Origin of the sequence: Acetobacter syzygii, from assembly GCF_000964225.1 — a bacterium.
GTDB classification, from domain to species: domain Bacteria; phylum Pseudomonadota; class Alphaproteobacteria; order Acetobacterales; family Acetobacteraceae; genus Acetobacter; species Acetobacter syzygii.
In genome coordinates this window covers 155,734-174,876 of the sequence record NZ_BAMZ01000008.1, presented here as the reverse complement: position 1 = coordinate 174,876, position 19,143 = coordinate 155,734, and the positions used below count along the sequence as shown (strand labels likewise).

Annotated in this window: 20 protein-coding genes; 13 read left to right on the top strand and 7 right to left on the bottom strand. The window is 60.0% G+C overall.

Features of this window, described 5'->3' with window-relative positions:
* Positions 1-54: 54 nt before the first annotated feature.
* Genes Absy_RS03565 through gyrA form a run of 3 tightly spaced genes read right to left on the bottom strand, consistent with a single transcriptional unit; the run spans position 55 to position 3,925 of the window.
* Positions 55-546, bottom strand: coding sequence for a peptidylprolyl isomerase (locus tag Absy_RS03565; RefSeq protein WP_048853331.1), 492 nt, complete (start codon positions 544-546; stop codon positions 55-57).
* Between the two features lie 44 nt (positions 547-590).
* The gene (coaD, locus tag Absy_RS03560) at positions 591-1,118 is read right to left on the bottom strand and encodes a pantetheine-phosphate adenylyltransferase (RefSeq protein WP_048853330.1); all 528 of its coding nucleotides are present in this window, start codon (positions 1,116-1,118) and stop codon (positions 591-593) included.
* Entirely contained in the window at positions 1,115-3,925 is a 2,811-nt protein-coding gene (gyrA, locus tag Absy_RS03555; protein ID WP_048853329.1) for a DNA gyrase subunit A, read from the bottom strand. The genes coaD and gyrA overlap by 4 nt, the downstream gene beginning before the upstream one ends.
* Positions 3,926-4,160: 235 nt before the next feature.
* Here gyrA and Absy_RS03550 point away from each other — a divergent pair, with 235 nt between their 5' ends.
* Positions 4,161-4,358 (top strand): YqaE/Pmp3 family membrane protein, encoded by a 198-nt coding sequence (locus Absy_RS03550; protein ID WP_048853328.1) that lies wholly within the window; start codon positions 4,161-4,163, stop codon positions 4,356-4,358.
* 147 nt (positions 4,359-4,505) lie between these two features.
* Here Absy_RS03550 and Absy_RS03545 read toward each other — a convergent pair whose 3' ends face one another.
* Together Absy_RS03545 and pnp are read right to left on the bottom strand one after the other, a co-directional pair.
* Complete coding sequence (locus Absy_RS03545) at positions 4,506-5,924, bottom strand: NAD(P)H-dependent flavin oxidoreductase (protein ID WP_048853327.1); 1,419 nt, start codon at positions 5,922-5,924, stop codon at positions 4,506-4,508.
* A gap of 99 nt (positions 5,925-6,023) precedes the next feature.
* A complete protein-coding gene (gene pnp, locus Absy_RS03540) occupies positions 6,024-8,174 on the bottom strand; it encodes a polyribonucleotide nucleotidyltransferase (RefSeq protein ID WP_048853326.1) in 2,151 nt (716 codons plus the stop codon).
* Between the two features lie 68 nt (positions 8,175-8,242).
* Between pnp and Absy_RS12600 the strand changes: the two genes are divergently transcribed.
* Positions 8,243-8,473: a hypothetical protein gene (locus Absy_RS12600; RefSeq protein WP_048853325.1), complete on the top strand. Its 231-nt coding sequence runs from the start codon at positions 8,243-8,245 to the stop codon at positions 8,471-8,473.
* A 5-nt stretch (positions 8,474-8,478) separates the two neighbouring features.
* Here the strand turns inward: Absy_RS12600 and rpsO are convergent, their stop codons facing one another.
* Positions 8,479-8,748 carry a 30S ribosomal protein S15 gene (rpsO, locus tag Absy_RS03535; protein WP_048853324.1) on the bottom strand — a complete coding sequence of 90 codons (270 nt, stop codon included), beginning with the start codon at positions 8,746-8,748 and terminating at the stop codon, positions 8,479-8,481.
* A 23-nt stretch (positions 8,749-8,771) separates the two neighbouring features.
* Entirely contained in the window at positions 8,772-9,686 is a 915-nt protein-coding gene (truB, locus tag Absy_RS03530) for a tRNA pseudouridine(55) synthase TruB (protein ID WP_048853412.1), read from the bottom strand.
* Between the two features lie 271 nt (positions 9,687-9,957).
* Here truB and Absy_RS03525 point away from each other — a divergent pair, with 271 nt between their 5' ends.
* The 11 genes from Absy_RS03525 (at position 9,958) to Absy_RS03475 (ending at position 19,142) form a co-directional block, all read left to right on the top strand.
* On the top strand, positions 9,958-11,145 hold the full coding sequence (locus Absy_RS03525) for an MlaE family ABC transporter permease (RefSeq protein ID WP_245614706.1): 1,188 nt from the start codon (positions 9,958-9,960) through the stop codon (positions 11,143-11,145).
* A 3-nt stretch (positions 11,146-11,148) separates the two neighbouring features.
* Positions 11,149-11,943, top strand: coding sequence for an ABC transporter ATP-binding protein (locus Absy_RS03520; protein WP_048853322.1), 795 nt, complete (start codon positions 11,149-11,151; stop codon positions 11,941-11,943).
* Positions 11,936-12,892, top strand: coding sequence for an MlaD family protein (locus Absy_RS03515; RefSeq protein WP_048853321.1), 957 nt, complete (start codon positions 11,936-11,938; stop codon positions 12,890-12,892). Before Absy_RS03520 ends, Absy_RS03515 begins: the two co-directional genes overlap by 8 nt.
* A complete protein-coding gene (locus tag Absy_RS03510; protein WP_048853320.1) occupies positions 12,889-13,485 on the top strand; it encodes a PqiC family protein in 597 nt (198 codons plus the stop codon). The genes Absy_RS03515 and Absy_RS03510 overlap by 4 nt, the downstream gene beginning before the upstream one ends.
* A gap of 37 nt (positions 13,486-13,522) precedes the next feature.
* Complete coding sequence (locus Absy_RS03505) at positions 13,523-13,702, top strand: hypothetical protein (RefSeq protein WP_048853319.1); 180 nt, start codon at positions 13,523-13,525, stop codon at positions 13,700-13,702.
* Between the two features lie 160 nt (positions 13,703-13,862).
* Positions 13,863-15,047: a DegT/DnrJ/EryC1/StrS family aminotransferase gene (locus tag Absy_RS03500; protein ID WP_245614705.1), complete on the top strand. Its 1,185-nt coding sequence runs from the start codon at positions 13,863-13,865 to the stop codon at positions 15,045-15,047.
* 64 nt (positions 15,048-15,111) lie between these two features.
* Positions 15,112-16,323: a hypothetical protein gene (locus Absy_RS03495; RefSeq protein WP_245614703.1), complete on the top strand. Its 1,212-nt coding sequence runs from the start codon at positions 15,112-15,114 to the stop codon at positions 16,321-16,323.
* 181 nt (positions 16,324-16,504) lie between these two features.
* Positions 16,505-16,729: an acyl carrier protein gene (locus Absy_RS03490; protein WP_048853409.1), complete on the top strand. Its 225-nt coding sequence runs from the start codon at positions 16,505-16,507 to the stop codon at positions 16,727-16,729.
* Positions 16,730-16,740: 11 nt separating this feature from the next.
* Positions 16,741-17,760, top strand: a complete 1,020-nt coding sequence (locus Absy_RS03485) for a 3-oxoacyl-ACP synthase III family protein (RefSeq protein ID WP_048853318.1) — start codon at positions 16,741-16,743, stop codon at positions 17,758-17,760.
* Positions 17,757-18,512 (top strand): SDR family NAD(P)-dependent oxidoreductase, encoded by a 756-nt coding sequence (locus tag Absy_RS03480; RefSeq protein WP_095351502.1) that lies wholly within the window; start codon positions 17,757-17,759, stop codon positions 18,510-18,512. The genes Absy_RS03485 and Absy_RS03480 overlap by 4 nt, the downstream gene beginning before the upstream one ends.
* 6 nt (positions 18,513-18,518) lie before the next feature.
* Entirely contained in the window at positions 18,519-19,142 is a 624-nt protein-coding gene (locus tag Absy_RS03475; protein ID WP_048853317.1) for an acetyltransferase, read from the top strand.
* The last annotated feature ends 1 nt before the right edge of the window (position 19,143 follow it).

The window sequence follows — 19,143 nt, the reverse complement described above, 5'->3', positions numbered from 1 at the left end:
GCCCTGCCCATACAAAAACGGCCCGCCGGGTAGGGCGGGCCGCTTGTGCAATGCTTAGGCTTCCGCCTTGTCCGCAGGGACCATCTTGGCAATCCGGTCGGGGTCGTTCACCACGCCAGACATGCCCGAACCGCGTTTGATCTTGTCCACGTTCTCCATGCCCTCAATCACCTCACCCACAATGGTGTACTGCCCATCCAGATGGGGGGAGGGTTCGAACATAATAAAGAACTGGCTGTTTGCGCTGTTCGGGTCGGATGTACGGGCCATGCCAATGGTGCCGCGTTCAAACTTGGCCTTGTTGGTAAATTCGGCGGGCAGGTCCGGCAGGTCGGAACCGTGCATACCCGTGCCCGTGGGGTCGCCACCTTGGGCCATAAAGCCCGGAATAACGCGGTGGAAGGCCACGTTATCGTAAAAGCCCTGCTCGGCCAGCGTGCGCAGGCGTTCGGCGGCCTTGGGGGCCAGATCAGGGCGCAGGCGAATAACCACGCGGCCTGCGGGCACATCCATATAAATCAGGTCTTTTTTATCTTCTGTGGACATCAGAAACTCTCCTGTTAAGGCAACACCCAGGGCAAACGTGCGGTTCAGCCCGTGCGTTCAGCCAGACGGGCCAGCAGCCGCGCCTGCGTGTAGGGTGTTACAAACTCCGAAATATCGCCACTATAACTGGCAATTTCCTTCACCATCCGGGAAGAAATAAACTGCGTACGCTCGGATGCCATAAGGAACACGGTTTCTATCCCGCTATCAAGCCTGCGGTTCACGCCCGTCATCTGCACTTCGTAATCAAAGTCGGACAGAACGCGCAGACCACGGAAGATCAGTGTTGCACCATTGGCCCGCACAGCCTCCACCAGCAGGGAATGGAAAGAAACCACCGCCATGTCCCCCCCTGTGCGGGCCTTAATGGCAGGCAGCGCCTCGCGTACACACTCCATCCGCTCTTCCAGCGGCATAAGCGGGCTTTTGCCGGGGTTGTGCGCCACCCCGATAATCAGCCGGTCCACCAACCGGCTGGCCCGCTCAATAACATCCAGATGGCCGACTGTTACCGGGTCAAACGTGCCAGCATAAAGCCCGACACGTCTGGGAGCGGCAGCAGAGCTGCTCATAGAGCGGAACCGGCACCATCGGTGGGGGGCTGCGGTGCAGAATTGGCGGCATCTTCCGCCTCACCCGCATCATCCTCCCCATCGTCCATGACCGGGAACACACTGGTAATGCGCTCCGCATCATTGAGCCGCAGCAGGGTTACACCACTGGCCTGGCGGGCCATAATGCGCACCTGATCAACCGGCACACGGATCAGTCGGCCCGCATCGGTTACCAGCATAACATCCGTACCCGGCAGCACGGGCAGCGTTGCCGCCACCTCCGTACCCCGCTTGTTGGCAGAGAAGGTCATATTGGTAATCCCCTGCCCGCCACGCCCGCTTACGCGGTAGTCATAGGCGGAGGACCGGCGGCCAAACCCGCCATCGCTCACAATCAGCAGCACCTCTTCCGCCGCTTCAAGCTGGGCAAAGCGTTCGGGGGTCAGGGCTTCGGTGCCGGTTGCGGCTTCGTCCTCATCGGTGTCAACCACGGGTGTTTCTGCATCATCCTCGGTGTCGGCGGCGTTTTCGGCCCGGCGTTTGGCATTGGCCATGCGCAGGTAGGCCGCGCGCTCTTCCACCGTGGCCTCAACATGGTTCAGCACGGCAAGGCTGATCACCCGGTCGCCTTCGGCCAGACGGATCCCACGCACACCAGACGACCCGCGCCCGGCAAACACACGCACCGTATCATCCGTAATCTGGAAGCGGATGCAGCGGGCCTTGCGGGTTGCAAGGAACACATCCTGCCCTTCGCGGCAGGTGGCAACGCCAATCAGGCTATCGCCTTCATCAAGCTTCATGGCGATCATGCCGGATACGCGGATGTTGCGGAAGTCGCTCAGCCGGTTACGCCGCACCCCGCCACTGGCTGTGGCAAAGATCAGGTGCAGGCTTTCCCATAGTTCCTCATCCTGCGGCAGGGGGAGCACGGCGGTAATGGTATCCGTTCCAAGGTCGGGCAGCAGGTTGACCAGTGCGCGGCCCTTGGCGGCTGGCCCGGCCTCTGGCAGACGCCAGACCTTCTGGCGGTACACCTTACCCCCGGAGGAGAAGAACATGACCCACTGGTGCGTATGCGCATTAAAGGAGCGCACCACAATATCGTCCCCGCGTGTTCCTGCCCCGGTGCGGCCACGGCCACCCCGGTTCTGGGCACGGAACACATCAAGCGGGGTGCGCTTAATAAAGCCTTCACGCGTAATGGTCACAACCATCTGACCGGGTTCGATCAGGCTTTCATCATCCTGATCGCCGTCATAGTCGGTAATGTCGGTTACGCGGGGGGTTACCAGCTCGGCGCGGGCGCGGGAGAGTTCCTCGCACAGCACTTCCATACGGCGGGGGCGGCTGCTGATAATTTCCAGCAGTTCATTAATACGCACCGCCACTTCGGACAGTTCGGACTGGATTTTATCACGCTCAAGCCCGGTCAGGCGTTGCAGGCGCAGTTCCAGAATACCACGGGCCTGCGCTTCGGTCAGGCGGACCTTGCCGTCCACCACCACGTTGCCTTCATCATGGATCAAGGCCAGCAGCGGTTCCACATCTGCGGCATCCCACTGGGCGGCCATAAGGGCCTCGCGTGCGGTTGCGGCATCCGGGGCGGCGCGGATCAGGGCTATGACCGCATCAATATTGGCTACGGCAATAACCAGACCGACCAGAATGTGGGCCCGGTCGCGCGCTTTGTTCAGGTCATGGCGCGAGCGGCGCAGAATAACTTCCTCACGGAAGGCAATAAATGCCTCCAGCACATCCTTCAGGCCCATAAGGCGGGGTTTACCCCCATCCAGAGCCAGCATGTTCACACCAAAGGAGGTCTGGAGCTGGGTAAAGCGGTAAAGCTGGTTCAGCACCACTTCGGGCGTGGCATCGCGCTTGATCTCAATAACCACGCGCATCCCCGACCGATCGGATTCGTCGCGGATGTCGGCAATGCCTTCCACCTGCTTGGAGCGCACCAGATCGGCAATGCGTTCCTGCAAGGTGGCCTTGTTGACCTGATACGGGATCTCGGTCACCACAATGGCCTTGCGGTCCTTGCGGATTTCCTCAATCTCGGCCTTGGCGCGAATGATCACCGAGCCACGCCCTGTGGCAAACGCGCTGCGAATACCCGAACGGCCCAGAATAGTGCCACCTGTGGGGAAGTCCGGCCCCGGCACAATCTCCATCAGCTCTTCGAGCGTCATATCCGGTCTGGCAATCAGCGCCAGCGTGGCATCCACCACCTCGCCGGGGTTGTGGGTGGGAATGTTGGTTGCCATCCCCACCGCAATGCCGGTTGCGCCATTGATCAGCAGGTTGGGGAATGCCGCGGGCAGAACCGTTGGTTCGCTCTCGCTCTCATCGTAGTTGGGCTGAAAATCGACCGTGTCGCGGTCAATGTCACCCAGCAGGAAGGTGGAGGCCTTGGCCAGACGCGCTTCCGTATAACGCATGGCGGCCGGGCTATCCCCATCGACCGAGCCAAAGTTCCCCTGCCCGTCAATCAGTTTGACCCGCATGGACCACGACTGCGCCATACGCACCATGGCCTCGTAAATCGAGCTGTCGCCATGGGGGTGATATTTACCCATGACCTCACCCACTGCACGGGCAGACTTGCGGTAAGGCTTGTCGTGCGTAAAGCCGCTCTCGTGCATGGCATACAGGATGCGCCGGTGCACCGGCTTAAGACCATCGCGCACATCGGGCAACGCACGGCTGACAATTACCGACATCGCATACGCGAGATAGGAGGAGCGCATTTCCTCCTCAATGGTCACGGGCAGAAGGTCTGAAGGCTGCGGTGATCCGGTCTGGTCAGAAATCTCGGTCAAGGTTCATCCGTTCTGTCATGCTGCGCGGGGCTGGGAGGGTTGTCCCTGCACGCCGCGCCAAATCCACCTGAACACCGGTTGCCACGGTGCTGGGTATTTTCTAGCACACAACCCCCGCAACCTCCTAGCGCTGGCCGGGTTTTTGGTGGGTATAAACCCATGATCGCACCTGTTTTCTTGCCCTGCGCTGCGCACTGTGGCCATCATGGCCCATAACCCAAGGAGTTTATGAGTTATGCGCCTTATACTTGCCCTGCTTGTGCCGTGGCTTCAGTTCTTTACCATTGGCCGCCCCGTGGCAGGCATTGTGTGCCTTGTCTTGCAGGTCACCCTTATTGGCTGGATTCCGGCAGCCATCTGGTCGGTCTATGCGCTCAGCCAGTACACCACCGACCAGAAGATCGCCCGCATCCGCAGTTCATCGCGCACCTGAGCGGCGGTCAACACCGCAAATGGCCGCACCACATGGCCCAGCAGCAACAAAAAAGGCGGCGCTCCCTACCCGGAGCGCCGCCTTTTTGACCTTTCTGCACCACCAGAGCGCCCATAAACCGAGCAGATGGTGCAAGGCAGGAACCGGTTATTTGCCGGTCATAATCCGGTCAATCAGTTGCTGGGTCGTTGGCACAAACCCATTGGCATAGAACGGGTCCGTGCCAAAGCGCCACGCGTTGGTGCCGCCAAACATCAGATTGTCATCCATAATATGCTCCGCTTCCGGGCCAGAGGCATGGGCCACAGCCTGAAGCGTTTTTTGAATACAGAACGACCGCGGGTCAGCCCGGTGGCCTGTGCTGTATTTGGGTCCGCGCTGGCTCCAGTTGGAGAACTTGCACTCGGACAGGCAACCCATGCAGTCCGTCTGGTCCGCCACAATCAGGCGTGCCCGGTCGGGGGTTACAAAAATCAGCGTGGAATCGGGGGTGCGCAGGGGTTCAACAAACCCTTCGCTTTCCCACTGCTGCACGCGCGCCACGTCTTCGGGCTTCAGGAACACCTCACGCTTGCGGGGGCCTACGCCGTAAGCAGCACTCAGTTCTTCCGTAGCTTCCGTGGCAAATGGCACCTGATGCTCGGCCCGCTGGCGCAGTTCGTGCAAAAAGCCATTGTTAACGGCAGAGGAATAAAACCCGGTGGGTGAAAAACGGTTGAGGTACACATCGCCCTTTTTCAGGGTGAGCAACCGGCGCTTCCACGCATCGGGGATCGGGCTTTCCCTGGTCAGGAGCGGGCGCGTGCCAAACTGGAACGCAATCGGCCCCAGTTCCTCACTGTCAATCCAGTCCTGCCATTCTTCCAGCCACCATACGCCACCCGCCATGATAATGGGGGTATTATCCAGCCCAAAACCACGCATGGCCTGCCGCAGGGCCAGCACGCGCGGGTAGGGGTCTTCAGGCGCAAAAGGGTTTTCCGTGTTGGACAGGCCGTTATGCCCGCCTGCACGCCACGGGTCCTCGTACACAACGCCGCCCAGCAGGTCGGATGACTTGCTGTAAGACCGCTTCCACAGCGCATTGAACGCCCGTGCGGAGGAAACAATAGGATAGTAGTGCACACCAAAGCGCGCAGCTATGTCCGCCAGCCGGTAGGGCATACCTGCACCGCAGGTCAGGCCGTGGATCAGCCCTTTGGCCCCTTCCAGCACGCCGGTAATCACCCGTTCGGAGGCTGCCATTTCCCACAGGATATTGGCGTGGATACGACCTTTCCCGCCCGAAATCTCGTGCGCAATGCGGGCCTGCGCAATGCCGCCACGAATGGCGTAGTCCACCAGCTCCTCATGCCGCTCACGGCGGGTGCGGCCATGATAAACCTGCGGAACCGGACGCCCCTGCTCGTCATAGCTGTCCGCATTGACGATGGAGATCGTACCAGCACCCCCCGCAGCAGCCCAGGCCCCGGCCGATACACCTGTGGAAACAGCAACACCCTTACCGCCTTCTACCAGCGGCAGGACATCCGTCCCCCCCATGCGAAGCGTGTTAATCGCCTTCATGACTATCCTGTCGTTTCTTCTAGATAACCGTGTCTGCTCCGCCACGCGGGGGAGAAGGCGGGGCTGGCCCCACCCCCTCATCCTGCGTGTGGGACTGCCTTATTCGGCGTCCCGGCGCGGTGCGCGGGCAGGTTTTTCACCCACGGTTTCCGTAATGTCGGCACCCGTAGCCTGATCCACAACCCGCATGGACAGTTTAACCTTACCGCGATCATCAAAGCCAATCACCTTGACCTTAACGGCATCGCCATCCTTGACCACATCCGTGGTGCGGCCAACGCGGCCCTGCGCCAGTTCGGAAATGTGCACCAGACCATCACGCGCGCCAAGGAAGTTAACAAACGCGCCAAAGTCAGCGGTTTTAACAACCTTACCATCGTAAATGCGGCCCAGTTCGGGTTCGGCAACAATGCCGTTAATCCGCTCCAGTGCCTTTTTGGTCTGGTCTTCGGCCGTGGCGGCAATGGTAATGGTGCCATCGTCACCAATATCCACCTTCGCACCCGAATATTCCACGATTTCGCGGATAACCTTGCCACCCGAACCAATGACATCACGGATTTTTTCACGCGGCACCTTAAGGGTGGTAATGCGCGGTGCCGTGGTGGCAACGGTTGTGCGGTTTTCGGTCAGGGCCTTGCTCATTTCGCCCAGAATGTGCAGGCGGCCATCGCGCGCCTGACCCAGTGCGATCTTCATGATTTCTGGCGTGATGGACGTAATTTTAATGTCCATCTGCAAGGCGGTCACACCGGCTTCGGTCCCGGCGACCTTGAAGTCCATGTCACCCAGATGATCTTCATCACCCAGAATGTCGGACAGAACGGCAAACTTGTCGCCTTCCTTGATCAGACCCATGGCAATACCGGCCACAGGGCGCTTGAGGGGCACACCGGCATCCATCAGGGCCAGCGAGCTACCGCAAACGGTCGCCATGGAGGAGGAGCCGTTGCTTTCCGTAATTTCGGACACAACACGCACCGTGTAGGGGAATTCCTTGCGGTTGGGCATCAGCGGGTGCAGGGCGCGCCATGCCAGCTTGCCATGCCCGATTTCGCGCCGGCCGGGGGAGCCAACACGACCGCACTCACCAACAGAGTAGGGAGGGAAGTTGTAGTGCAGCAGGAAGTTGGTGCGGTATTCGCCTTCCAGCGCATCAATCACCTGTTCGTCCTGCCCGGTGCCCAGCGTGGTCACAACCAGCGCCTGCGTTTCGCCACGGGTAAACAGGGCGGACCCATGCACGCGCGGCAGCACGCCCACTTCCGGCACAATCGGACGCACGGTCACAAGGTCGCGCCCGTCAATACGCTTGCTGGTCTTGAGCACGGAGGTGCGGACCACGTCTGCTTCGAGGTCCTTGATCATGGGCTTGGCGGCAGCCACGTCCAGTTCGGCAGCGGTCAGCTTTTCCACAATGGCGTCGCGCGCGGCCTTGAGCTTTTCGTAGCGGACCTGCTTCTGCTTTTCCTTGTAGGCATCGGCAATCAGCTTGCGGCCCAGCTTGTCCACCTGCTTGCGCAGAGCGGCTTCTTCCTTGCTTTCACGCGGCAGGTCCCAAGGTTCCTTGGCGGCGTGTTCAGCGAGGGAGATAATGGCGTCCAGCACCGGCTGGAAAGCCGTGTGGCCAAAGGTCACTGCTTCCAGCATGACATCTTCGGACAGTTCGGAGGCTTCGGATTCCACCATCAGCACGCCTTCGGCGGTGCCAGCCACAACCAGATCCAGATCGGTGTCCTTGCTCTGTTCCAGCGTGGGGTTGAGGATGAACGCGCCATCCTTGAAGCCAACGCGCGCAGCGCCAACGGGGCCAAAGAACGGAATGCCAGACAGGGTCAGTGCTGCGGAGCAGCCGATCAGGGCGGGAATGCTCGGATCGTTTTCCATGTCGTGGGTCAGCACCGTGGCAATGACCTGCACTTCGTTGCGGAACCCTTCGGGGAACAGCGGACGAATGGGGCGGTCGATCAGGCGGGAGACCAGCGTTTCGTTCTCGGAAGGACGGCCTTCACGCTTGAAGAAGCCGCCGGGGATCTTGCCTGCTGCGTAGGCTTTTTCCTGATAATTGACGGTCAGGGGAAAAAAGTCCTGACCGGGCTTTACGTCACGCGCACCAACGGCGGTACACAGGACCACGGTTTCGCCGTAGGTTACCAGCACTGCACCATCGGCCTGACGGGCAACCTTGCCTGTTTCCAGCACCAGCGGGCGACCGGCCCACTCAATTTCTTTACGGAAATAGTTAAACATTCTGTCGTCTCATCTTCTGTTTACAGAGTCTTTGTTCAAAACCACGGCAAACAGCGGGACAGAACCGAATGGCAGACAGCGCCTCGGACGGCATGGTGACTGGCGGCAGCACCGCCCAGGCGCCATGTGGTCGGAAACGCCGTGGCCTTACCCGGATCGTCAATGCCCGCGTGCCAAGCCTGTGGCGTATAGAGGATTATATGGGGGTTTGCTGGCCATATGACCAGCACAAAAACCCCCATAAACCTGCCCAGTCAGCCAGCAGGCCCGGCCCAGAGCCAAACCTGCCAGCAAAATAACTGGATTAGCGACGCAGACCCAGACGTGCGATCAGCGCTTCGTAGCGGCTCTGGCTTTTACCACGCAGGTAGTCCAGCAGGCTGCGACGACGGCCAACCATGATCAGCAGACCACGACGGGAGTGGAAGTCCTTGGCGTGGGTCTTGAGGTGGTCGGTCAGGTTGTTGATGCGCTCGGTCAGGATTGCAACCTGCACTTCGGGCGAACCCGTATCGCCCTGAGCGGTCTGGTATTCGGAAATCAGCGCCGTGCGGCGTTCAGCTGTAATCGACATCACATGTCTCCATCAGAAAAATGTCATAGAATCCGTACGGGCCTGAGCACCCCGTCTTCAAGGCGACCAAGACCCAGCACACGCCCTGCGTCCATGACACGCACAGTCCCTGAAGCATCGGTCTGGGGGATACGTCCCATCAGATCCAGAAGGCTCAAGGTCCGCCCGTGGCGCAGAAGAGCCGCCTCCTCCTCAGTCAGGGCCAGCGCCGGGATGTCGGCCAGCGCGGTCTCGACCGGAAGAAGCAGTTCCGCAGAAGCATGGGCGTTGTCGTCGTTTGGCGTCAGTTTGTCCAGCATAATTGCATCGGCCTCGGTAAAAGGCCCCACGCGCAGGCGGCGCAGCACGGCAATATGGCCAACAGTGCCGCACGCCAGCGCCACATCGCGCGCAAGGGCGCGCATGTACACCCCCTTTCCGGATTCGACCTCGAACACCGCCGTGTCCGCATCCGGGCGGGCAATCAGCTCAAAACGGTCCACGCGGGCGGGGCGGGGCGGCAGTTCCGGCGGGCGGCCGTCTCGCGCCATGTCATACGCCCGCTCCCCCGCAACCTTAAGGGCGGAATAGACCGGGGGCACCTGCATAATGTCCCCCGTTAACGCGGGCAGGGCTGCGCGTAGCTGCTCGTCCGTTGGGCGCACATCGGATGTGGCGGTCACTGCGCCATCGGCATCATCGCTATCGCGCGCTTCCCCCATACGCAGGGTAAACTGGTAGATTTTTGTGCCGTCCATAACATACGGCACCGTTTTGGTGGCGGTGCCAAACGCCAGCGGCAAAAGCCCGGTCGCCAGCGGGTCCAGCGTACCGCCGTGCCCCACCTTCTGTGCGTCGAACAGCCGCTTGGCACGCCCCACCACCTGTGTTGAGGTCATACCGGAAGGCTTGTCCACTATCAGCCAGCCATTAAGTGGCCGCCCACGTCTGCGTCGCATAGTAACTCCCGTTTGCGCGGCAGCATGTGGTTGCCCGCACACCCCCGACCGCCACCACCGGGGGAAAACCCGGCGCCAGCCAAAGCGCTGCATCTAGCCGAGGCCGCGCCCCCCTGCAATGCGCGCCTGCAATGCTGGGCTGATGAAAATGCCTGACCATGGAAATTATTAGCAAACTCAAGACCTGCACGCCCCGGCCCGCCCCCGGTCAGGCGGGGCCGGGCCCACCTTCACCATGTCGGGACTAGCCAGCCGGGCATGGCGTGTCTTAATGTCGTCACAAACAATGACCCAGCAAACAGACCCCCTCCCCCCCACCGCCACGGCAGACCATGCCGCGCGGCCAACGTGGTCCGTGCGGACCGGACCACACGGCCCATGCCTGAGCGTGCAGGGAGCATGGACCGTGCCCAACGGCGGGGTCATGCCATTTGCAGGGCAGGATATTCCCACCCCGCCCTCAGGCTCCACCACACTCAGCGTGGACACAACGGCTCTTGCGGCGTGGGATTCCTCCTTTATTTCCTTCCTGTGGGAGGTCAAACAGGCGGCAGCCAGCACCGGGCTGGCCTTTGACCAGAACGGCCTGCCCGCCCCGGCACAACGCCTGCTGGCGCTACTGCCCCCCAAGCCAGCGCCCGCCGCCCGCCACGACAGCCACAAACAGAACCTGCTGGAAAAAACCGGCGACCTGACCTTAAGCGCCCTGACCGAAACCGGCATTGCCACCTCCCTTGCGGCGGAAACCACACTGGGCGCGGTCCATGCGCTGCACGGCAAAAGCCGGATGCGCACCAAGGACCTGATAACCGACCTGTGGAACGCAGGCCCCAACGCGCTGCTGATCGTGGGTGTGGTCAATTTTTTGATCGGGGCCATTCTGGCCTTTGTGGGGCTGGTGGAGCTGCGCCGCTTTGCCGCAGAAATTTATGTGACCAATCTGGTGGGCATTGCCTGCGCGCGTGAGATTTCGGCCATTATGACCGCCATCATCATGGCCGGGCGCACCGGGGGCGCTTATGCGGCGCGCATTTCCACCATGCTGGGGAATGAGGAAATTGACGCACTCCAGGTCTTTGGCATCCCCATTTCGGGCTATATTCTGCTGCCTGCCATTCTCTCCCTCTCCCTGATGATGCCCCTGCTCTACCTGTACGGCACGCTCATTGGCATTCTGGGCGGGTTTGTGGTGAGCATGAGCATGATGGATGTCTCCCCCGTAGGGTACTGGATTTCCACCATTAACGGTGTGGAGCTGAAGGAGTTCGGGTTCGGGTTTGTCAAAGCCTTCTTTTTTGGCAGCTTTATTGCCCTTGCCGCCTGCCGCGTAGGGCTTATGGCCGGGCGGAGTGCCGCCGATGTGGGCATTGCCGCAACCCGGGCGGTGGTTATTGGCATTGTTGGCATTATTGCCATGGACGCCGTGTTTGCCGTTATGGCCAACGCGCTGGGAATTTAAGACATGGCGGAAACCGATACCCTTATTTCCGTGCGGGATGTTGAACTGTCCTTTGGTCCCAAGATTATCCAGCAGAACGTATCGTTCGACCTCAAGCGGGGCTCCATTTTTGCGGTCATGGGCGGGTCTGGCTGCGGCAAGAGCACGCTGCTCAAAAGCCTGATCGGCCTGCTGCCCCCCACCACGGGGCGGATTATGGTCGGCGGGGAGGATTACTGGGCACAGAACGAGCAGCGCCGCACCCAGATCAACCACCGCTTTGGCGTTCTGTTCCAGTCCGGCGCACTGTGGAGTTCCATGACCGTGGGCGAGAACGTAGCCCTGCCCATGGAAATGTTTACCTCCCAGCCGCCCGATGTGGTGCGCAAGCTGGTGGAGCTTAAACTGGGGCTTGTGGGCATGGAGCAGGCGATTGACCTGTTCCCGTCCGAAATTTCGGGCGGGATGCGCAAGCGCGCGGGGCTGGCGCGTGCCATAGCCCTCGACCCCGATATTCTGTTTTTTGATGAACCCTCCGCCGGGCTGGACCCCATTACCTCCGCCCGGCTGGACGACCTGATCCTGACCCTGCGCGATGGACTGGGCGCGACCATTGTGATTGTCAGCCACGAGCTGCCAAGCCTGTTCGCCATTGCCGATGATGGCATTTTTCTGGATGCCAAAACCCACAAACCCATTGCCCACGGCTCCCCACGAACCCTGCGCGATACCAGCACCATACCGGAAGTCATGGCATTCATGAACCGCTCCTCCACCATCCCCCCGACAGACGAGACAAAGGCTGACCGGCATGTCTGAGAGCACAAACCGCAAAACCGTTATCGGAGCCTTCGTGCTGTTTGGCGGCTTTTTGGCCCTGTTCATTGTTATGGCCTTTGGGCACATGAGCTTCCTCGCCCCTTCGCGCGAGGCGGTGGTGGTATTCCAGAACTCCATTACCGGCCTGTCCGTTGGGGCGCCGGTCAACTTCCGTGGGGTCAAGGTGGGTACGGTCAAAAGCATTACCCTGCGCTTTGACCCCGCCGACCACAAAGCCTACATCCCCGTGGTGCTGACGCTGGAGCCGGACCAGATCCATGTGGTCAAGGACGTACCGGGGGGCAAAAAGGTCAGTATTCAGGAACTGATCAGCATTGGCCTGCGGGCGGAGCTGAACCTGCTCAGCTTTGTAACCGGCCAGTCCAACATCGAGCTGGATTTTGACCGCTCCGTCCCCCCCGTTCTGCACCCGCGCATTACCGACCTGCCCGAAATTCCCGTACGTATGTCCGCCGTGGAAAAGCTGAAGGATTCGCTGGGCCAGATCCCCATAAAGGAGATCAGCCACCATGCGGATGCAGCACTGCTGTCCGTGACCCAGCTTAGTGAGAGCCTGAACAGGGACCTGCCCCCCCTGCTGATGAGCGCCAGGGAAACTGCCGACCGCTCGCATGAGACCATAGAGGCCGCAACCGCCGCCATAAAAGACCTTCAGGCCAAGCTGGACGTTACACTGACCAAAATGGACAGGCTGATGGAAACGGGGAACACCCAGCTTAACGCGCGGGGTGCGGACCTGCACGCAACACTGGCCTCGGCCACCAGAACGCTGGATTCGTTGCAGGATATTCTCTCCCCCCGCTCCACGGACCGTGCCAACCTGGACGCCGCCCTGCGCGATATTGCGGCCACGGCTGCATCCCTGCGGGGTTTTTCCTCCGATGTTGAACGCAACCCGCAACTCCTGCTGATGGGACGCCGCCCATGACCTGCGCGCCACGCCGCACCCTGCTGGCCGTTATAGCCTGCTGCTCGCTCCTCTCCCTCGCAGGCTGCGCCTCCCCGCCGCTGCGGCTGTACACGCTGGGTGTACCACCCGATGCCAACGTAACGGAGCCGCACCTCTCCTCCCGCACGGCCACCATTGCCATCAGCCGTGTTATCCTGCCCGACTATCTGGACTCGCAGGATATTATTACCCGACAGGGGGAGGAAATCCTGCGTAGTTCACGCGCGCGCTGGGCTTCGCGCCTGTCCCTTGGGGTTACGGACCTGCTGACCAACGAGCTGTCCAACAAACGCCCCACGGAGCTGATTACCGACCAGCCACTGGCCGATGTGGCCACCATGCGTGTGCAGATCGATATTTCCCGCTTTGATGTGGCCGCCAATGGCGTGGCCACGCTGGACGCCACATGGGCCGTGCTCCCGCGTGACCCCAACCTGCCCCTTACGCGTGAACGCGCACACCTTGTTGCCAACGGGTCGGTCAGCACAGATGCGGATGTTGCCGCCCTAATGCGTGAACTGGTTATTCGGCTGGCGGACAGGGTGAACACCACCATCCCCGCCGTGCATTAACCACAGGGGCGCCACCCCCGGCTGGCAGCAAAGGGCCATGGGCCGGGCACAACGCACCCCGGCCCCGGCCACATGGGCAACGCACGGCCCCATCGGCTGGGCCCATAACCCACGCATGGGCCGCGCCATGCCCGCGCCAGAGTGCCGCACACCAGCAGAAAAGGCCGTGACCAACGGGGCCAAAGAGGGCCAAAGGCTGTTGCACGATACAGCCTAAGACCTTATGCTCACGGGGATTGTGAGCAGTCATTTGCAAAATACTTTTCCAGAATGTCTGGTACATCACTGTAGCATTGCTTTGTAAGCCTGAATGTAACCTGTTGGGGGCCACAAGCGGACAATCTGCCAGGCCCGATATTTGCGAAAGAAAATTGGCCTTGGTCACGCAGCCTCTTGACTTTGGAACAGACAAGTCAGCCCCCCAGACAGCCCCAAAAAACCTGCATAATCTGGCGGTAGACCGTAAACCGGACGTTACGCTCCCCGTTGCCTTCCCCCGCCTACCCACAACCGACCGGATCGCCCCCTATCTGCGCCAGATAGACGAGAACCGCTGGTACACAAACCAGGGTCCGCTGTGTAATGCGCTCCAGCAGCGGCTTGGCGCGTTCTGGGGGCTGGATGCCATGCAGGTTGCACTGGTGACCAACGCCACCACGGGGCTTACACTGGCCTTGCAGGCACATAATATTCGCCCCGGCACCCGCTGCCTTATGCCATCATGGACCTTTACGGCCAGTGCGGCGGCCGTTATGGGGGCCAATCTGGTCCCCCATTTTGTGGATGTATGCCCCACTACGTGGGTGCCCGACCCCGCACAGATTGAACAGCTTGCTCAGGCGGAAGACGTAGGGGCAATTTTTATTGTTGCCCCGTTTGGCGCACCGCTGGATCTTGCCCTGTGGGATGGCGTGGCCGAACGCACGGGGCGGCCTGTTATTATTGATGCCGCCGCAGCGTTTGACACACTCCGCCACAATGGCCCAATGCGGCCGGGCCGCAGCACAGTTGTGGTCAGCCTGCACGCCACCAAGATTTTTGGCATTGGCGAGGGCGGTGCCGTGCTAACGCACGACCCGGCTCTGGCCGAACATGTGCGCACTCTGGCCCGCTTTGGTTTTTGTGGTAGCCGGTCCTCGCTCTTCCCTTCCATGAATGCCAAAATTTCTGAATACACGGCGGCCGTTGGACTGGCCGGGCTGGATTGCTGGGATGAAACCCGCGCACGGTGGCAACACATTACAGACCTATACCGGCAGGCACTCCCCGCCAGCATGATGCTCCCTCCCGATTTTGGGAATGGCTGGGTATCCGCCACACTGACCGTTATTACCCCCACGGATGCGCAGGACGCCATACAGCACCTTGCAGCCCATGGCGTACAGACCGTATCGTGGTGGGGGACGGGCTGCCACACACAACCCGCCTACGCCAACTGCCCCAGCGAGCCGCTGCCTGTAACCCGGACCTATGGCCAGCGCTCCATTGGCCTGCCCTTCTGGCAGGACCTGACAGCCGGGCAGATTACCCGCGTATGCGCCCTGCTGAACGAAGGGTCCTAGCGGGAGCAGGCTGACGGCCTGCACAAAGCCCTCTCCCCATATTTGCTGAACAGGCCCCATGACCATGACCACCCCTCGCAATATTGTCGCCTTTGTCGGTCAGAACGAAAACAATATTCTCCGCCAGTTCAGCCTCGACTTCATGAGCTTTCTGGACCCGGCCCGGTTCAGCACCCATGTGATCAACCTGTATGACCCGGACTGGATTACGCAGTTTGGCAAACTTTCGGACGAAGGGATTGCCATGGCGTGGTCCCACGCGGGCATTGCCGCCCTGCTGGAAAATAATAACGAAATCATCTGGGATACTCTTAAAATCCCTTTTGTTTCCGTTCTGGCGGACCCGCCAAGCTGGTGTGTGCGCAACCACTTTATCCGCTCGCGGTATGTGGCAAACGCCTATGTTTTTTCCGAGTGGTTGCAGGTCCAGAACCGCTTTATCAAATCCCCCCAGTTGTCCACGCTCATTCCGCATCTGGGCATTACGCCCAACACCAAGCGCGACGCCATACCCTGGCGGGACCGGCCGCAGCGTATGGTGATGATCAAGACCGGCGGCAACCCGGAGCAACGCCGCCAGAGCTGGAAAAACCTGCCCGCACGCTGGCGCAACGTGATGGAGGACGCCAGCAGCGTTGCCGTGAACCTGCCTACGGGGGACATTACCGATATTTTTGTTAACGCCTGCGCAAGCCACAACCTCTCGACCGAGCACAGGGTTGAGATTTTTCATGGTCTTTTGCACGAACTCGACCTGTATGTGCGCGAATACCGCATGAACGTGGTGGTCCGCGCCCTGCTGGACCTGCCCGTTAACATTTACGGGCGCGGGTGGGACCATCTGGCACCCCTTGCCACACAGGCCAAATTCCATTCCGCATTTGATGCCACGCATCTTTCCAGCGTGTATGCGAGCACGCAGTTCCTTTTGAATACATCACCCAATATCGCATCCAATTTTCATGAACGTGTGGGGCAGGGTCTAGATTCACGCTGCGTTGTGGTCTCAGACCAGAACAGCTTTACGCGCGAAAACCTTAAACATATTCCCACGTTTTATGGTTTTGATACAACGGACCCCACACTCGCGGACCAGTTCCACACGCTGTACCATAGCCAGAAAGATTACACGGCCGAAACACAGGTTGGCGTTGATTACATTGCCCAGAATTTTAATTGTGCAAAATTCATGGAATCATTACTTGAAATCGCCAAAGAAATTCATACAGCCAATGCGTTTGAAAACGCCGTCCCCCCTTCCATGCTCTATCGCTGATGCTGGCCACACCATGGCGTGGCAAAGGGCGGTTTTCCGCCCCGTTACCAGCAGGGCACCCGGTTGCCTGCACCCGCCACAGGCACGGGGGCAACCGAAAGGAATGGTTGACAAATTTAAAAATTTATCTTTAAAATTACAGAACCTTTTATAATTAACAATCCAACCCAGAGTGAATGTTATGCAAAATTTTTATGCAGGTCTTGCCGAAATTCTGGAAGTGCCTGTGGAGCAGATTACACCGTCTTTCAGTCTCTCCGAGCATAACTGGGACTCAATGGCAGTGATCTCCTGCGTGGCCCTGATCGACGAGGAATTCGGGCATATCGTCTCCGGTTCGGAACTGGTCAAATGCACATCCGTGGCTGATATTCAGAAACTTATCCCCACAGCCACCGCAGGATAAGGGTTTTTTCCATGTCTCAATGCTCCGTCAAAGGCATCACACTACGCGGTGTTGTTTGCGCTCTTCCCCAGCACCGCGTGGAAAATGATTATTTTACGGGGCGTTTTGATGAAAAAACAATTAAAGACGTTACGGAGCTGACCGGGGTTTCCACCCGCTATATGGCCGCTCCCGAGCAGACCGCATCGGACCTGTGCTTTGCCGCAGCCGACCGCCTGCTGGAAGACCTGAACTGGCCGCGTGAGAGCGTGGACGCCGTTATTTTTGTCTCCCAGACCCCTGACCAGCGTATGCCTGCCACGGCCTGCATCCTGCATGGTCGCCTTGGCCTTGCCCCGCACTGCCAGGCGTTTGATGTGGGGCTTGGCTGCTCCGGGTACGTTTATGGGGCGTGGCTGGTCTCTGCCCTTATGGCCATTGGCCTGCGCCGCGTGCTGCTGCTGGCGGGCGATACCAGCAGCCGTATGGTCGACCCGAACGACCGCAGCACCGCCCTACTGTTCGGAGATGCAGGCTCCGCCACGGCATTTGAATATGATGCCAACGCGCCGCTGTGCTATTTTGACCTTGGCACGGATGGCAAGGGGGCCAACTTCCTGACCGTTGCAGGCGGCGGGTTCCGTCCGGTTGACCCACAGGCGACCGATGCCAATTACCTACACATGGATGGCAGCTCGGTTTTTGGCTTTACCATTGGCACCGTTCCCAAACTGATCAAAGCCACGCTGGAACAGGCCAGCACCACAAAGGATCAGGTGGACCTGTTTGCCCTGCATCAGGCCAACCGCTTTATTCTGCGCCACATTGGCAAAAAGCTGAGCCTGACCCCCGAGCAGTTGCCCATTAACATTGACCAGTTTGGCAACACCAGTTCCGCCTCCATTCCCCTGCTGCTCTGCGCGGACAGGGTGGAGCAGATCACCACCACCCCCACGACCATGCTTATGGCAGGTTTTGGCGTTGGTCTGTCCTGGGGGGCTGCGCTGTTCAAGGATGTTCAGCTCCAGTGTGCGTCGGTGATCACTGTATGATTTTCACCCCCACAGCCCTTGAGGGGCGTACCATTCTGGTGACCGGGGCATCCTCCGGTCTGGGGCGTGCCACGGCACTGCTTATTGCCCGGTGTGGTGGCCATGTGGTGGCAACCGGCCGTAACGAGGAGCGGCTGGCAGCCACACTCTCCACCCTGCCCGGCACAGGGCATAAAATGGTGGTGGCGGACCTGAACACTGCGGAAGAAACCACGGCACTAATTGTGGATGCTGCTCGGGAGGCTAATGGTCTGGACGGCGTTTTTCACTCCGCAGGCATAGAACTCAGCCGCCCGGCCCGCCTTGTTAAACAAAAACAGATTGACGCCGTTTTTAATGCCGCTCTTTTTGGGGCCATTGGCATTGCGGCCGCTGCGGGCAAGCGCGATGTTTTTCGCACGGGGAGTTCCATTGTGTTCATGTCCTCCGCTGCGGCACACCGTGGGCAGCAGGGGTTAAGCACCTACTCCGCCGCCAAGGCTGGCATTGAGGGGCTGACCCGCTCGCTTGCGTGGGAGTTGCGCTCCATCCGTGTGAACGCCATTGCCGCCGGTGGGGTGGAAACGGAAATGCACAGCCGCCTGCTGAATGGCCTGTCGGAGCAATCCACCGCAGATTACGAGCACGCTCATGTTCTGGGCTTTGGCAAACCGGAAGATGTGGCAACAACGGCAGTCTTTTTACTATCCCCGGCTACGGCCTGGGTAACGGGGGCCGTCTGGCCTGTGGATGGCGGCTACACAGCGGGGTAATGGCGCATGGCTGAGTATATTCTGGTTGGCGGCGGCGGCTTTGCGCGCGAATTATACGACTGGTTTACACCATCCCTGACCGCATCGGGGAGCCGCTTTATTGGCTATCTGGACGATGGCGCTGACCCCCTGCGGGCTTACAACCACCCCCTGCCCCAACTTGGCACCATTGCCGGGTACAAACCTGCCAGCCCGGACCACAGGCTGGTCATGGCTATTGGCTCCCCCGCCGGGAAGCAGAAAATTGTTGGCCTGCTTGGCCCGGAACAGTTTGCAACGCTTATCCACCCTACGGCATGGGTTTCTGCCTCTTCCACCATCCACCAAGGGGCCATTGTTGGTGTTTTTGCCGATATTTCGGCCAATGCCACCGTGGGTGAATTTGCTACGGTCAACGGCTACGGCAGCGTTGGGCACGATGCCACATTGGGGCCATTTGCCACGATCTCTGGTTATGTGGACCTGACCGGCAACAGCACTGTTGGCAAAGGGTCTTTTGTAGGCTCCGGTGCGCGGGTTCTGCCCCATGTGCATGTAGGCGAACACTGCACCATTGGGGCGGGGGCGGTTGTTGTACGCTCCACCCAGAACAATGTGACCATGTACACCCCCCCTGCCCGCAAGCTGTAAA

Bases quoted from the DNA above. Each gene is read 5' to 3' on its own strand.
- Absy_RS03565 (WP_048853331.1), bottom strand. From the start codon at position 546: ATGTCCACAGAAGATAAAAAAGACCTGATTTATATGGATGTGCCCGCA.
- coaD (WP_048853330.1), bottom strand. From the start codon at position 1,118: ATGAGCAGCTCTGCTGCCGCTCCCAGACGTGTCGGGCTTTATGCTGGC.
- Absy_RS03550 (WP_048853328.1), top strand. From the start codon at position 4,161: ATGCGCCTTATACTTGCCCTGCTTGTGCCGTGGCTTCAGTTCTTTACC.
- Absy_RS03545 (WP_048853327.1), bottom strand. From the start codon at position 5,924: ATGAAGGCGATTAACACGCTTCGCATGGGGGGGACGGATGTCCTGCCG.
- pnp (WP_048853326.1), bottom strand. From the start codon at position 8,174: ATGTTTAACTATTTCCGTAAAGAAATTGAGTGGGCCGGTCGCCCGCTG.
- Absy_RS12600 (WP_048853325.1), top strand. From the start codon at position 8,243: ATGGCAGACAGCGCCTCGGACGGCATGGTGACTGGCGGCAGCACCGCC.
- rpsO (WP_048853324.1), bottom strand. From the start codon at position 8,748: ATGTCGATTACAGCTGAACGCCGCACGGCGCTGATTTCCGAATACCAG.
- truB (WP_048853412.1), bottom strand. From the start codon at position 9,686: ATGCGACGCAGACGTGGGCGGCCACTTAATGGCTGGCTGATAGTGGAC.
- Absy_RS03525 (WP_245614706.1), top strand. From the start codon at position 9,958: ATGTCGTCACAAACAATGACCCAGCAAACAGACCCCCTCCCCCCCACC.
- Absy_RS03520 (WP_048853322.1), top strand. From the start codon at position 11,149: ATGGCGGAAACCGATACCCTTATTTCCGTGCGGGATGTTGAACTGTCC.
- Absy_RS03515 (WP_048853321.1), top strand. From the start codon at position 11,936: ATGTCTGAGAGCACAAACCGCAAAACCGTTATCGGAGCCTTCGTGCTG.
- Absy_RS03510 (WP_048853320.1), top strand. From the start codon at position 12,889: ATGACCTGCGCGCCACGCCGCACCCTGCTGGCCGTTATAGCCTGCTGC.
- Absy_RS03505 (WP_048853319.1), top strand. From the start codon at position 13,523: ATGGGCCGGGCACAACGCACCCCGGCCCCGGCCACATGGGCAACGCAC.
- Absy_RS03495 (WP_245614703.1), top strand. From the start codon at position 15,112: ATGACCACCCCTCGCAATATTGTCGCCTTTGTCGGTCAGAACGAAAAC.
- Absy_RS03490 (WP_048853409.1), top strand. From the start codon at position 16,505: ATGCAAAATTTTTATGCAGGTCTTGCCGAAATTCTGGAAGTGCCTGTG.
- Absy_RS03485 (WP_048853318.1), top strand. From the start codon at position 16,741: ATGTCTCAATGCTCCGTCAAAGGCATCACACTACGCGGTGTTGTTTGC.
- Absy_RS03480 (WP_095351502.1), top strand. From the start codon at position 17,757: ATGATTTTCACCCCCACAGCCCTTGAGGGGCGTACCATTCTGGTGACC.
- Absy_RS03475 (WP_048853317.1), top strand. From the start codon at position 18,519: ATGGCTGAGTATATTCTGGTTGGCGGCGGCGGCTTTGCGCGCGAATTA.